The following is a 15,087-nucleotide window of genomic DNA, read 5'->3' on the forward strand; positions in this document are numbered from 1 at the left end:
AAATGAAGAAAATTACGCTTATAGCCGGAGCGAGGCCGAATTTCATGAAAATCGCCCCTATAATTCACGCCATTAAAGAAGCACAGGTCAACGGTAAATCTATTTCATATCGGCTTGTTCATACAGGGCAACATTATGATAAAAAGATGTCCGGTGATTTCTTTGAGCAATTGAACCTACCGGATCCAGACGTTAATCTTAATGCCGGTGGTGGCTCACAAGCTGAACAAACGGCAAGTATCATGATTGGGTTTGAAAAGGAACTTACCGATAATCCGGCCGATTTGGTAATTGTTGTTGGCGATGTAACCTCAACCATGGCTTGTGCGATAGTGGCACAAAAGCTTCATACAAAGGTCGCGCATGTAGAAGGTGGTATACGATCGTATGACTGGTCAATGCCCGAAGAGATTAATAGGTTGGTTACAGATGCCATTACCGATTATTTCTTTACAACTTCTGAAATCGCCAACGAAAATTTAATGCGAAGCGGAGTTGCAAGCGACAAAATATTTTTTGTAGGCAACACTATGATTGATACATTGTTGAAGCAAAGGCCACGTTTTACAAAACCAGAAATATGGGACCAACTTCAATTAAAGGAAAAGGAATATTTGGTTATGACTTTGCATAGGCCGGCAAATGTTGATCAAGAGTCACAGATAAAGGCTCTTTTAGACGAAATTATCGAACATACAGAAGATGCTCAATTAATATTTCCTGTTCACCCCCGAACCGCTAGGATTTTGGAGAAATTAGACGTTCAGCATCCTCGATTACATATGGTCGAACCTTTGGCGTATTTAGAGTTCAATTATCTGGTAGAAAGGAGTCTGGCTGTAATTACCGATTCTGGCGGTATTACCGAAGAAACGACGGTTATGGGGATTCCCTGTATGACACTACGTGATAATACCGAACGTCCTGAAACAATAATGGAAGGAACAAACGAACTTATAGGGACCGACACCAAGGGTATAGCACCTGCTATGAAAAGACTTTTTAACGGTGAATGGAAAAAGGGAAGTATTCCAAAATTATGGGATGGCCATACCGCAGTTCGTATTATCGATAAAATATTGGATTTCGAAGAAATATAATTTTATAGTTTTTATTTAATAGTAATATTACAGTTGATTTCTAGCCATTAATCGCCCAGTTTCACTACGATTCATTAATTAAGAGTTAGGTAGGGGAAAGGCGTATAGAACAAAAAAATAGTATATCACCCTATGAACGAAAAAACATATATATTAGATTTTGAAGAGGATAAAGAATCTTATGACCTTAAGGAGACCCTATCAAGATATCTAAGATATTGGCCCTGGTTCGTCGGTATGATTATTTTATTCTGTGCCATTGCCTTTGCATATTTAAAGTACTCGCCTGTCATTTATAAAACAGAGGCAAAAATCAAGATTTTAGATGATGCTATGAAGCCAAATGTTGTCAAAGACGTCATATCCATAGCCAATGCCAATCCTAATAACCGATTGCTTGATATACAAAATCAAATCAAGGTAATTCAATCCTATCGTTTATTGCATAACGTTGTAGACGAGCTTAATTTGGATATAGAGTATAATGTATTAAAAGATTTCACCTATTCCCAAATTTGGGAACCACCCTTTATTGTACGGAAAAATATTTCAGAGGATAAGATTGATAAACCTATGAAGTATGAGGTGATTTTAAGCAATACAGGTTTTAATATTAAGGACAGCATAGGAACCCAATTTGTTGTGCCTTACAACGAGGTGAATACGTCGGTTTATTATTTGCCGTTTAAAATAGAATTGGCCGAGAATATTAATAACGTTAAGGACTATAAGGACATAAAATTTAAGGTTGTGCTTGATTCTAAAATGAGAACATCTTTAAAACTTGCGAAGAAATTAACCATTACTACCGAGGCCAATAGCGAAGTGCTAAATTTGTCCCTTATCGGTGAAAGTAGAGAGCGGTCAGAAGAAGTGTTGAATTCGATCATTAATAATTTCAACCAAGATGGTATATTAGATAGGCAATTGGTGTCTAGACGCACTTTGGAGGTGATAGAAAAAAGATTTGTTTATTTGTCCCAAGAATTAGATTCTATCGAGGCCGGGAAACAAAGTTTCAAACAGAACCAAAACATATCCTATATTCAGTCTGATGCAGGCGCAAACCTTCAGAGAAAAAATGATGCTGAAAGTGAGGCACTTAAGTTGGAGACCCAAGTTTCGTTATCGAACCTTTTAAAGAGAACAGTGGCCAACGAGGCGGAATATAATTTGCTACCTGCTGATATTGGTTTGGCCAACACTGGTTTGAATGAAATGGTATCTAACTATAATGAGATGGCCAGAGAGCGCCAAAAGTTGATTACAACGGTAGGATCTAATCACCCGACACTCGTTAAATTATCAAAGCAGTTAGAACTTAGTAAGTTGAATATATTAAGTACCGTTAATAATTATGAGGCACAATTAGCCCTATCACTAAGCAGAACGAATCAGGAAAAAAATTCTGCCGGATATAAGTTTTCAAGACTTCCCGAAACTGAAAGAATGTTACGCTCCATAGAGCGACAACAGAGTATTAAAGAGAATTTATACTTATTATTACTACAAAAACGTGAAGAAGCAACAATAGATTATGCTTCAACAGCACCAACGATAAAGGTTATTGAATATGGCTTGAGCAATATAGAACCTCTTTGGCCGAAGCCGACTATTGTTTATCCGGTAAGTGTTCTACTAGGACTAATAGTGCCTTTCTTGGTTTTTTATATTAGATTTTCTACAGATAATAATATACATGAGCGTTCAGAGATAGAAAAAATTAATCCAGAAATACCAGTCGTAGCTGAAATACCCTTTTTCGAAAAGGATAAAAAATTCATCGATGTTAACGATCGATCCGTTCTGGCTGAATCCTTTCGCATATTAGGTGCAAATGTCACGCATCTTCTATCCCCGGATGATAACGATATCGCAGGAAAGGTTGTTTATATAACATCGGCCATTAAAGGAGAAGGTAAAACGCTTTTAGCCCTTAATTTATCTTTGGCATATGCGAGTATAGGAAAACGGGTCTTATTGGTTGGCGGTGATTTAAGAAACCCTACCTTACATTCATACTTAAATTTAGATAAGAATAGTGAAGGATTGGCAGATTACCTTTCTGGTAAGATTGCGGACTATAAAAATTTTCTATTTGAAGGATTTCAGTCTAATCCCGATCACAAAATATTCTTGAGTGGAGCGGTTCCTTCCAATGTGCCCGTATTGTTGTCAGGAAAAAACTTCGAGCATTTCTTGAGCGAGGCTAAAAAGAAATTTGATTTTATCATTATGGATACGGCCCCTACCATGTTGGTCACAGATACTTTATTAATAGCAAAACACGCAGATATTACCTTGTTTGCAGTGCGTGCCGGTGTTACTGATAAAAATGTAATGAAGTTTTCCAAAGAGCTGAATAAATCCAAGAAGTTGAATAATATGTTCTATGTGATGAATGCGGTTGGCCAAGTTCATGGTAGTCATTATAATTACGGTTATGGTTATGGTTATGAAATGGAACAGCCTGTAAAATCTAAGAAATGGTTTAAAAAGAGGCAATAAGCTTTTTTGTTAACTGCTGCAGCATAATTGTCCACAATACATTTCGATGAAAATAGGCGTATTTGTTTATAATTCAAAACAACTAGATAATTGGCAATTAAGAATACTTGATGGAATTGTTAATGATCCAACTTTAGAGTTAGTATTGCTCATTGAAGGGGGGCAAGAAATAGATTGGAGATTGAACAATTCACTAGAAGGTGGGCACACTTTTGCTGGTGCTAGTCATCTGTTATTAAAAGCCCAGTTATATTTAGAGAAAGAATATCTGTTCAAAAGTAAGGGGTCGATTATTGAATCTGAGTTGGGTGTTGTTTTAAACAATATACCTACTATACAAGTACAGCCTGTAATCGACAAAAAGGGTTCAATTTTTGCCCCCTTAGAAATAAACCTGATTCAAGGTTATGAACTAGACCTTTTGTTGAACCTTGGTTCTGGTAAAATAGTAGGTGAAATGCCAAATGTTGCTAAGTATGGTACATGGACATTGGTCTTAAAGGATTATTTAGAAAAAAGATCCGGCCCAGTAGGATTTTGGGAAGTTCATAAAAAAAAACCTGTCATAGGGGCAACTTTACTGAAAACAACTTCAACCACCCAAGAAACTGAAATTTTGGACACTGCCTTTTTCAATAGACATTGGTCTATTACCGAAACTGCTACCACTGTTGCAGAGGGTAGCGTATCGCTATTGTTCAAAAACCTAGTAAAATTAAAGGACCAGTATTTTGTGACCTCTAAAGAATCGATAGTAAGCCTGCCAAAAGATATTGGTCCAAAACCGCTAGAGGTACTACAATATATTTTTGGTTTTTACGGGCAATTCTTCAATCGGCTTGTTGAAAAATTTATGGCTCGGTATTTTAAGCGACGCTATGAATGTTGGACTATTTTTACGGGTGATACTGGTTTTTTTGACGACATTACATCGGGATCTTTTCCTTTAAGAATGCCTGATGATGAATTTTGGGCGGATCCATTTCTCCATACATATAAAGGAGTGGACTATCTTTTCTTTGAAAACTATTCATACATTACCAAACGAGGCAAGATCAGTTGTGGAATTCTAACGGATACTGAATTAACGGATATAGTCGATGTTCTCGATTTTAAATATCACCTATCTTTTCCTTTTCTTTTTGAAGAAAACGGAGAAATTTTTTTAATGCCCGAGAGTAGCGAAAATAAAAAACTGCAAATTTATAGGGCAGTTGATTTTCCTTTACGATGGGAACTTTACAGTACGGCTTTTGAAGGAGAATTGGTAGCAGATGCTTTTATCCACGTTGATACCGATAAACAAAAGTGGCTTTTCTTAAACAAGCAGGCTTCTGCAACAGCGCCCATGAATAGTGAACTGTTCATCTACCAAATAGATTCCTTGAAATTTAATTCTGTAATTCCACATCGTCAAAATCCGGTTATTATTGATGCCAAGGTGGCCCGTAACGGAGGTAGCATATTCAAACACGATGGAGATTTCTACAGGCCTTCCCAAAGAAATATAGATGGTATTTACGGTAGGGCATTGAACATCAATAAAATTGAAAAATTAACGATTTCCGAATACGTGGAAAATACGGTAAAAATCATCGCTCCAACCTTTGATAAAAAATTAATGGGACTTCATCATTTACATCAATGTGGTGGTAGATTTGTTTTTGATGCAGCGTATAGAACTAGAAAATAACTGATTGCGCATTCACAAAAAGGGTAGTTAACTTTTTATGATCCATCTGGCACGCCATTCCAAATTTCAATATCATCTACCCATTGGTACATTGGGTAATTACTTCCATATACTTGTGTGAGCATTATAAAATCAAGATTGTCGTTATTTGAGGTTGTAACACCGAAATGCTCGCCGATCAATTTATCATTGATCTTCATAGCGGCATAGCCGTCGGTTCCATTGCTCCATTTTATATGGTACGAAACCTTAAACCATTCGCCCATTATAAGTGGAATTTCTGTATTTCGAACCTGCCATAGGGGGGTTTGTGGACTAGTGTCTCCTTGTAGCATCCAATAAGGGTTTCCATTTATGTCGGTTGCCATAAAAGCGATCATTCTGAATCCATCTTTGTAGGTAGCATATTTATCTGTTTTATATTCCCAAATTGCCCGCCATTTATCTTTTCCAACAACAGAAGTATCATCGGTCTTCATCCAATAAGAAATATATAATTCTTTTGGATTCTCTTTTATATCGTTTATTTGGTAGGGAGCCTGCGTAACTTGTACATCATAATTGACACGTTGAAATAAGGCTGTTGTTTCGTTTCCCTTGGGACCTTTAACGGTTTCCAAATAATTATCAATTGCAGCACCGTTGTCATCGTTTACGTTGTGTATGCCACTTGGTTCATCGCTAGATTCGGAGCCTAAAATATTTGGTGGCCAAAAATACCCGGTTTCCGAGTCTTTTCCCTCTATATATTGATAATCATATTGTGGTTCTGATAAACCAACACCTTCGAAGCCCGACCTGAAAAGTAATTTTGCAGTATTACTCGATGTTTCTGGATCTGAAGCACTGTCACTTTTATTACAGCAAGTTAAGAGGGATAATGGTACGAATATAAAAGGTAGTTTTGGTCTTAATAGTTCTTTTAGTTTCATTGCGAGCGGTCATATCTAATGAAAAGTATGTATTAAAATTACAAATAGTTTCATTGTATGTGTACAAGGTATATGTTGTAATCGGTGTCTGCCAAGATTAATGGAATGATTTTCACTATTTAGGTATACCGTCCCAAATTTCAATATCGTCGACCCATTGATACATCGGGTAATTGTTACCATAAACCTGGGTAAGCATAATGAAATCGAGAGGGTCAGATTTTGAAGTGGTTTGGCCGTGATGTTCACCTATGAGGTGTCCGTTAATCTTCATGGAGGCATATCCATCTGGTCCGTCGCTCCATTTTAAGTAATATTCAACTTTAAACCATTCATCTGTTATTAACGGAATATCATAATTTTCTATGCGCCAAACCGGCTGTCTTGGTCCTATATCCCCTTGAAATTGCCAATAAGGAGTTCCTCTGATATCTGTCGCCATAAAAGCGATCATTCTAAAACCATCTTTATATGTTGCATAATTCTTGGTCTTATATTCCCAAATGGCACGCCAAATATCTTTTCCCGTTAAGGAAATATCATCTGTCTTCATCCAGTACGTTATGTAAAGCTCCCCTGGATTTTCTTTAATGTTATTTATTTGATAGGGAGTCTGGGTAACCTGTACGTCATAATTCACCCGTTGAAATAGGGTTGTGGTTTCATTTCCATTTGGGCCGGTAATACGTTCAAGGTAATTGTCAATGGCCGCTCCACCTCCATCATTAACAGTATGGATGCCACTTGGTTCTTTATCGTTTGCAGATGAACCGAGAATAGCTGGAGGCCATGAAAAACCGGTCGTTGTATCCTTGCCTGTTATGTATTGATAATCGTATTTGTTTTCTGACACTCGAACGCCTTCGAAACCCGAGCTAAAAAGAAGTTTAGGCGGTCTTTTTTGTAAGGAGCTTAAGCTATCATAGGTAGAATAAAGGCCATTCGTATTTTCGAAGAAAGCCTTTTTTGTACCTGCTTTATAGGAACTAAAAAGAGTTACTTTTTTTTTTCGTCTTCTGATAGTATAGCCGTAACTAAAGTCACTTCTGAGTCACTTGGATCTTGTAAATAATCCAATGGTGTTTTGTCTATTGGAGCACGAACAACAAACTCTGAAACTAAATCATACTCCTTGCCACAAGAAGATAAACTTAAAACGATAAATAGAACTGACAGTGCAACGAAAAAGGTTCGTAAAGATGGTAATTTCATTAAAAGCAATAAATTAATTTTGTTGAAGGCACAAACGAGCTTCGAAAATATTTAAACAAATTTCAATAGCGACGAAAAGTCAAATTTATTCGATGAAATGCACGCAAAAGTTATTAGGGTCAATTGTTGATAACATTTGGGTCAATTTTGATATGGACATTTTTAAATTAATTAAGGAGATTTTGCAATGCAAATACTGATGGTCCTATAGAGGGCTTGGTCATGCAGTACTTGGCTTTCTTTTATAAAAGAAAGGAGAGGGAAATAGATTTTGCAAAAAAAAAATGAGTAGTTATTAATAATCAGGAACCAATGTTAAGATGATTTACAATTCACAAAGCACTAAGTTTATAATGACATTCATTATATGATTTGATTTAAAGAATTGAATTAACTAATTACTTCACTTTTCATAACAATCAAATAACTATCATTTATTTACAAATAGTTAATATAATCGTATTATTGGACTTTTATTTTACTATTTGTAAATAATTTAGGTGTGTTTAAGATAGCTAAACCAAAAATTAAGGTCTTCCTAAATGGTGCCTTCGCATCCTTTGGTCTTTACTTTTGTATGTATGCCTTTAGAAAACCCTTCACCGTTGCGACGTATGAAGGGCTGTTGTTTTTTGGGATAGATTATAAAATACTATTGATTTTGGCCCAAGTTATTGGGTATATGCTGTCCAAATTTTTGGGCATAAAGGTGGTGTCGGGTCTAAAACCCTCTAAACGCGGGGCTTATTTGACCTTTATGATTCTATTGGCTGAACTTACTCTCATCTTATTTGGTAGTGTACCAAGTCCATATAATTTTGTGTTGTTGTTTTTCAACGGCCTTTCACTGGGTATGATATGGGGTATCGTTTTTTCCTATTTGGAAGGTCGGAAAATGACCGAGATTCTTAGCATTATTCTGTGTTCGAGCTTTATAGTATCTAGTGGAGCTGTTAAATCAGTTGGACTGTGGGTCATGAACTCGAATGGAATTTCAGAGTTTTGGATGCCTGCCGTTACCGGAGGATTGTTCTTAATACCTTTTTTTATTTGTTTATACTTTTTACAAAAATTACCTCCTCCCACCTCAGAAGATCAACTGTTGCGCAAGGAGCGAAGACCTATGAATGGGAAAGACAGAAAAAAGGTATTGCTGCAGTTTCTTTTTCCGATCATTATACTTGTGATATTTTATACCGCGCTAACGGCCCTTCGTGATTTTAGGGATAATTTTTCGAGAGAGCTATGGGATAGTGTCGGTTATGAAGGCGATGCGGCTATCTATACCTTATCCGAACTTCCGATTGCGTTTTTGGTTTTGTTGATTTTAGGACTTTTCGGTCTTGTCAAAAGTAATTATAAGGCATTTATCGGTTTTCATTTTGTGCTCATTTTGGCAAGTCTCATGGTAGGGGTTTCAACACTATTGTTTCAGCAGGAAGTGGTTTCTCCGATATTCTGGATGATATCCATTGGTTTTGGACTTTATGCCTGTTACGTGCCTTTTAACTGTATTTTTTTCGATAGAATGATCGCTGCCTTCAAGATCGAGGGTAACGCAGGTTATCTAATCTATATAGCAGATTCGTTCGGTTACTTAGGAAGTATGGCCGTTTTATTGTATAAGAATTTTGGACAACCCAATAGCTCATGGTTACAATTCTTTGTCTGGTCGACGTACTGTATTTCCATTTTAGGGATGGGTATATCCATAGTTTCCATGTTGTATTTCCGTAAAAAATATCGAAGAACTAAATCTGATGTTGAAATTCAAATCTCCATAATAAATGGCTGAAATAAATTATGATCTTGTAGTTATAGGGGGCGGAGTTTTAGGAACTTTTCATGCCTACCATGCCATGAAGAAAGGACTAAAGGTCGCCTTGTTGGAAAAAGATATGATTCCCCAAAGTGCCACGGTACGTAATTTTGGACAAGTGGTGCCTTCTGGCATGAATTCTAAATGGCAGGCCTACGGTCGTAAAAGTTTACAGATCTATAAAAAAATCCATTCCAAGTTTGACATAACCGTTCGTCAAGAAGGTTCCATTTACCTTGCTTCAAACGAAGAAGAAGCGCAGTTGTTGGAGGAGCTTTCTAGGATTAATAAGGATAATGACTATACCTCTATTTTATTTACAAAAACCGAATGTCTAAAACGCTATCCAGGTTTAAATGAAAACTACGTAAAATCGGGTCTTTTCTTTCCAGAAGAACTAATTATTGAGCCACGCACAATGATTCATAGATTGCATAAATACCTGTCAAAAAAGGGTTTGGATATTTTCTATAACTCTAAGGTTTTGGAATGCAATTCCTTGGCAAGTGGTGTAGGTATTGAAATTGCTGATGGTCGCATGTTAATGTCTGGAAAGGTGATAATTTGTAATGGTAGTGAGTTCAAGACTTTATATCCAAAACTTTTTGCATCCAGCGATTTGGAAATTTCCAAGCTACAAATGATGAAGACCAAACCGCAAGGTAACTATAAAATAACGGGATCTATACTTACGGGCTTGTCCATTAGAAGGTATGAGGCCTTTGCAGAATGTCCTTCATATGTAAAGATTAAGTCAAAGGAAGTTTTAGATAGTCCTGAAAAAAAATGGGGCGTACATATTCTGTTCAAACAGGCGATGGACGGCAGTGTAATTCTTGGGGATTCCCATGAATATGCCGACGTTGAAAATAGTGAAGATTTAGGTTTTGATCTAAACATGGATATAGACAATTTTATTGTTGAAAAGTCAAAAGAGATATTTCAGTTGCCTACCTATGAAATAGAGCAGCGTTGGTACGGCATGTATTCTCAAAGTAAGAATTCTGATATTTTTGAAGCCACCATAGATAAGAACATTCATATCATTACTGGTATTGGTGGAAAAGGTATGACCGGTAGTGCTGGTTTTGCAAAACATAACATTAACCAAATATTCTATTTTTAAAATGCAGAAAATTTCATTGGCCGTATTCGATATGGCCGGAACTGTTGTTAATGAAGACAACGTAGTATATAAAACATTGCAAAAAGCAATCAATCAAAGTGGATATGATATAGCTCTGGATTATGTTCTAGAACATGGTGCCGGCAAAGAAAAGCACCAAGCCATCAAGGATATTTTAAAGGTAAAGGATAATATTACGGATGATGAATTGTCCGCTTCCATTTTTGAGAATTTCAAGAAGCTTCTCGACCAAGCCTATGAAACCTTGCATGTTACAAGCTATAGGGGGGTTGAGGACTTATTGGATTATTTGAAGGATAACGGGATTAAAAGGGCGTTGAATACCGGCTATGATAGCGCTACCGCAAACTTATTATTGAATAAAATGGGTTGGGAGTTAGGAAATCAGTACGATTTGTTGGTTACCGCTGACGATGTAACCTTGGGCAGACCGCATCCTGCTATGATTTTAAAGGCGATGAACGATTTGGGGATTACTGATGCTCAAATGGTACTAAAAGCTGGGGATTCCATTATTGATATTGAAGAAGGAAAGAATGCCAAATGCGGAGTTACCGTGGGCGTCACTACCGGTGCCCAAACTTTTGAACAATTGGCAAGTGCGGAACCTACATTTGTGTTAGATGAATTGGCAGGCCTTAAAGACTTGATTCCTGTTGGCTGATACTGTTTATATAAAAAAGTATAGCACCAGCATCTTTGAGATGTTGGTGCTTCTATTTACGGGAACATGGGGTACTCGCCCATCAAAGAAAATAGCGTCACCTTCATTCAATACGACCTCTGTTTCATCAATAATATAGGCACATTCACCAGATAACATATATTTAAACTCGTATGCGTCGGTAACTACTTTTTCCCGTTTTGAATTTGGGTGTACTTCCAATAATACAGCTTCGAAACCCAACGAATTCAATTGTTTTCCAAAAATATAGGAATAGGAAAATCCAAAAGCATCATCCTCTTTTTCAATTATATTGTTTTCTTCCTTTCGGCTAATAATAAATTGAACACCATTGACTTGGGGCATTCCGCTAAAAAAATCGGTTACTTCAACATCTAAAGAGGTTATAATCTTTAGAAGCACGGGGAGAGAAGGTATAGTTCTTCCATTTTCGATCCGGGAAATAAGGCCAGCGGTTACCCCTGCTTTCGATGCCACATCGTTAATGATAAAACCTCCATTCTTTCGTATTTCTTTGATTCGCTTTCCAATACCGATAAGATAATCATCCATGTAAATATGTTATTTAACAAACATACTATAAAATTTTATTCATCCCTTTTAACGGTTAAGAAAGGCTCTTTATAAGCTCTGTTTAGGGGCTTAACATGAACTTAACATTTTGCATATTTGTAAATAATATTTAACTAACCATTAGATAACATTTTAAGCAAAATGGTAGCAATAGCATAATGTTTATAATGCAAGACATTAACTTTTCATTTAGATATTTGTTTCGTAATAACAAACCAAAGTTTACAAATACGAACAAAATGAAAAGAACAGTATTAATAACATTATTTGCGGTTTTAGCAAATTTTGTCGCACATTCCCAAAATATCTTTAAGGGGACCGTGTTAGATGAAAATCAAGTTCCGTTACCAGGTGCTACCGTGGTGGTAGAGGGAACTACAAATGGCGTTGCCACAGATTTTGATGGTAATTTTGAAATTGAGATCAGCGGTACCAACCAGATTTTGCTGATATCATATATAGGATATATTAAGAAGGAATTTGATACTGCGGGCAAAAGCTCAGCCACTATTTCTTTAGAGCCAGATTCCCAACAACTAAATGAGGTGGTTGTAACGGCCTTAGGTATCGAAAGAAACAAGAAATCTTTGGGATATGCCTCGCAGGAATTAAACAATGAGGAAGTGGTTCAGGCGAGAGAGCCAAACTTGTTGAACGGTATGTCGGGCAAGGTTGCCGGTCTTCAGATTACCAATAGCCCCACTGGTTTGGGTGGTTCCGCAAGGGTTTCGATTCGTGGCGATGCTTCATTGAACATTAATGGTAACTCACCATTGTTCATCGTAGATGGTACACCTATCAGTAATCAAATAGTAGGTTCTAATGGTTCGGGCACACAAAGTGTGGATTATGGGAATGGTGCCGCAGAAATCAATCCGCAGGATATTGCATCTATTAACGTACTGAAAGGTCCTGCCGCTGCTGCACTATATGGTTCAAGAGCTGCGAACGGTGCCATCATTATTACCACGAAGAAAGGAAAATCACAAAGCAGCAAACTTGGTGTTTCCTTCAATACAGGTATTACTGTTGAAAATATTCTAATGTTACCAGATTGGCAAAACGAATATGGACAAGGAAACAACCAACAGTTTGCCTTTGTAGATGGTAGTGGTTCTGGTATTGCCGATGGTGTAGATGAAAGCTGGGGCCCACGTTTGGATACGGGTTTGATGATTCCACAATTCGATTCCCCACGTGAGGATGGAACACGCGGTGGTGATACCTTTATAAGTGATTCTCCCATTATGCCAACTCCTTGGGTTTCTAATCCAGATAATACCAAAGATTTTTTTGAGACGGGTATTACGAAAACGAACAGTATCGCAATTTCCAAATCGGGAGATATGGGTAACATGAGACTTTCTTTCCAAAACTTAGATCAGGAAGGCACCTTACCTAATACGGATTTAAAACGAAATACCTTAAGCTTTACCGGTAGTTTAAACGTTTCAAATAAAGTTAAGGTGAATGCCAATATTAATTATGTAAAAACCGATAGTGATAATAGACCTGCAACAGGTTATGGTACAGAAAGTATTATGTACTTATTTATTTGGTATGGTCGTCAATTAAATACCAATAATCTTCGGGATTACTGGCAGCCAGGTTTAGAAGGTAGACAACAGTTCAACTACAATTACAACTACCATGATAACCCATATTTCACCATGTATGAGAATACGAATGCACAGGATAAGGACCGTATTTTCGGTAATGTTAGTGTAAACTACGATATCAGTGAAAACTGGAAATTATTATTACGTAGTGGGCGGGATTTTTACAGGGACTTTAGGGTTCGTAAAAGAGCGTTCAGCACGCAACGTTTCCCTTTCGGTACGTATCAAGAGGATAATGTATTCTTTGAAGAAAGTAACTCGGATTTCTTATTGAGCTATGACAAGACTTTTGGTGAGAAATTCAATATCAATATTTCCGGGGGTGGTAACCAATTGCGTCAAAAGCAGGATTTTACCAAAAGTGTAGCGCCACAGTTGATCAATCCTGAAGTATACTCCTTTAACAATAGTAGGCAAGCGGTTCAGGTATCATCCGATAATTACGAAAAACGTATCAATAGTTTATACGGATATGCCCGTTTTGCTTATGATAATGTATTATTTATGGATGTCACTGGTAGAAATGACTGGTCAAGTACCTTACCAGAAGATAATAATTCCTATTTCTATCCATCGGTTACCTTAAGTGCCGTTGCCAGTGAGATGTTCAATATGCCAACTTGGGTCTCATTTGCGAAACTAAGGGCTGCTTATGCTGAGGTAGGTAATGATACTGGAGCTTACAGATTACGTAGTTTTTATCAAAATGAAACTCCTTTTGATGGTTCCACGCCAATTTTGACGGAGTCTTCATTAATTCCAAATGCGGATTTAAAACCTGAGATTACCGGTTCTTATGAATTTGGTTTGGATCTTCGTTTTTTCCAAAGTAGAATGAATTTTGATCTTACCTATTATGATAGTTCTACTAAGAATCAGATTATTAATATCAGTACCGACATCGCCAGTGGTTATAGTAGTCAGTTGATCAACGCCGGTGAGGTACGTAATTATGGTTTTGAAGCTATTGTAAATTTAGTACCTGTATTGACGGAAAACTTTAAATGGAGCTCTACGTTTAACTTTGCTACAAACCAAAGTGAAGTCAAAGACCTTGGTGGCGTTAATTTCACATTGACCGAAGCAAACGGAGCTTTTATCCAAGCCAGGGAGGGTGGTTCTATTAGTGCTATTTATGGTAGAGGATTCCAAAGAGTCGAAGATCCTAACAGTGAATTCTTCGGTCAGAAAATCATTAATAATCAAGGGATTCCTGTTCGTACAGATGATTTGGTATATCAAGGGGATTACGCTCCTGATTTTACCTTGGGCTTCCAAAATACGTTTAAATATAAAAATGTCGACTTTGGTTTCTTGTTCGATACCAGACAAGGAGGTATTGTAGTGTCCCGAACAAAAACCATTGGTAGTACTTCTGGTCAATTAAAGGAAACTTTGGAAGGAAGGGAGACCGGTATCGTTGCGGAAGGTGTCGTAAACACGGGTACTTCTGATAGTCCTATTTATGTTCCTAACACAGTAAATGTTGATGCTAGAACCTATAACAATAGATATTATGAGAGGGATAATGTTGAAGCTGCCAAATACGATGCTTCTTATACCAAATTACGTGAAGTCTCATTGGGCTATTCTTTCCCGAGGAAAATGTTGGATAGATTACCGATTAGCAGTGCACGTTTTTCTGTGACAGGAAGAAACTTATTGCTTTGGACCGATAATCCACATTTTGACCCAGAAACTGTAGGTGTATCCGGCGGAACTTTGCAACCTGGTATAGAGAACATGTCTTATCCAAGTTCCCGTTCATTTACTTTCAACTTACAGGTCAATTTCTAAAA

The 15,087-nt window shown here is 37.1% G+C and carries 11 protein-coding genes; 7 read left to right on the forward strand and 4 right to left on the reverse strand.

The features are described 5' to 3' along the window. Positions 1-2 precede the first annotated feature (2 nt). The 3 genes from wecB to ACNR9Q_RS07325 all read left to right on the forward strand — a co-directional run bounded on the left by wecB (position 3) and on the right by ACNR9Q_RS07325 (position 5,301). Positions 3-1,100: a non-hydrolyzing UDP-N-acetylglucosamine 2-epimerase gene (wecB, locus tag ACNR9Q_RS07315; RefSeq protein WP_419213951.1), complete on the forward strand. Its 1,098-nt coding sequence runs from the start codon at positions 3-5 to the stop codon at positions 1,098-1,100. 132 nt (positions 1,101-1,232) lie between these two features. Then, positions 1,233-3,608 (forward strand): GumC family protein, encoded by a 2,376-nt coding sequence (locus ACNR9Q_RS07320; protein WP_419213952.1) that lies wholly within the window; start codon positions 1,233-1,235, stop codon positions 3,606-3,608. A 46-nt stretch (positions 3,609-3,654) separates the two neighbouring features. Further along, positions 3,655-5,301, forward strand: a complete 1,647-nt coding sequence (locus ACNR9Q_RS07325) for a glucosamine inositolphosphorylceramide transferase family protein (protein WP_419213953.1) — start codon at positions 3,655-3,657, stop codon at positions 5,299-5,301. 35 nt (positions 5,302-5,336) lie between these two features. Here ACNR9Q_RS07325 and ACNR9Q_RS07330 read toward each other — a convergent pair whose 3' ends face one another. The 3 genes from ACNR9Q_RS07330 to ACNR9Q_RS07340 all read right to left on the reverse strand — a co-directional run bounded on the left by ACNR9Q_RS07330 (position 5,337) and on the right by ACNR9Q_RS07340 (position 7,445). Beyond that, entirely contained in the window at positions 5,337-6,233 is an 897-nt protein-coding gene (locus tag ACNR9Q_RS07330; protein WP_419213954.1) for a hypothetical protein, read from the reverse strand. A 115-nt stretch (positions 6,234-6,348) separates the two neighbouring features. After that, positions 6,349-7,086, reverse strand: coding sequence for a hypothetical protein (locus ACNR9Q_RS07335; RefSeq protein WP_419213955.1), 738 nt, complete (start codon positions 7,084-7,086; stop codon positions 6,349-6,351). Positions 7,087-7,229: 143 nt separating this feature from the next. Further along, positions 7,230-7,445 carry a hypothetical protein gene (locus ACNR9Q_RS07340; protein ID WP_419213956.1) on the reverse strand — a complete coding sequence of 72 codons (216 nt, stop codon included), beginning with the start codon at positions 7,443-7,445 and terminating at the stop codon, positions 7,230-7,232. A gap of 502 nt (positions 7,446-7,947) precedes the next feature. Between ACNR9Q_RS07340 and ACNR9Q_RS07345 the strand changes: the two genes are divergently transcribed. Genes ACNR9Q_RS07345 through ACNR9Q_RS07355 form a run of 3 tightly spaced genes read left to right on the forward strand, consistent with a single transcriptional unit; the run spans position 7,948 to position 11,075 of the window. Next, the gene (locus ACNR9Q_RS07345; protein ID WP_419213957.1) at positions 7,948-9,240 is read left to right on the forward strand and encodes a DUF5690 family protein; all 1,293 of its coding nucleotides are present in this window, start codon (positions 7,948-7,950) and stop codon (positions 9,238-9,240) included. After that, positions 9,233-10,390 carry a TIGR03364 family FAD-dependent oxidoreductase gene (locus ACNR9Q_RS07350; protein WP_419213958.1) on the forward strand — a complete coding sequence of 386 codons (1,158 nt, stop codon included), beginning with the start codon at positions 9,233-9,235 and terminating at the stop codon, positions 10,388-10,390. The genes ACNR9Q_RS07345 and ACNR9Q_RS07350 overlap by 8 nt, the downstream gene beginning before the upstream one ends. A 1-nt stretch (position 10,391) precedes the next feature. After that, positions 10,392-11,075: a phosphonatase-like hydrolase gene (locus ACNR9Q_RS07355; RefSeq protein WP_419213959.1), complete on the forward strand. Its 684-nt coding sequence runs from the start codon at positions 10,392-10,394 to the stop codon at positions 11,073-11,075. Between the two features lie 6 nt (positions 11,076-11,081). On the opposite strand, the gene ACNR9Q_RS07360 is transcribed toward ACNR9Q_RS07355, so the two are convergent. Next, the gene (locus ACNR9Q_RS07360) at positions 11,082-11,648 is read right to left on the reverse strand and encodes a helix-turn-helix domain-containing protein (RefSeq protein ID WP_419213960.1); all 567 of its coding nucleotides are present in this window, start codon (positions 11,646-11,648) and stop codon (positions 11,082-11,084) included. 260 nt (positions 11,649-11,908) lie between these two features. Here ACNR9Q_RS07360 and ACNR9Q_RS07365 point away from each other — a divergent pair, with 260 nt between their 5' ends. Next, entirely contained in the window at positions 11,909-15,085 is a 3,177-nt protein-coding gene (locus ACNR9Q_RS07365) for a SusC/RagA family TonB-linked outer membrane protein (RefSeq protein WP_419213961.1), read from the forward strand. The last annotated feature ends 2 nt before the right edge of the window (positions 15,086-15,087 follow it).

Source organism: Maribacter sp. X9 (assembly GCF_048537565.1).
GTDB lineage: Bacteria > Bacteroidota > Bacteroidia > Flavobacteriales > Flavobacteriaceae > Maribacter.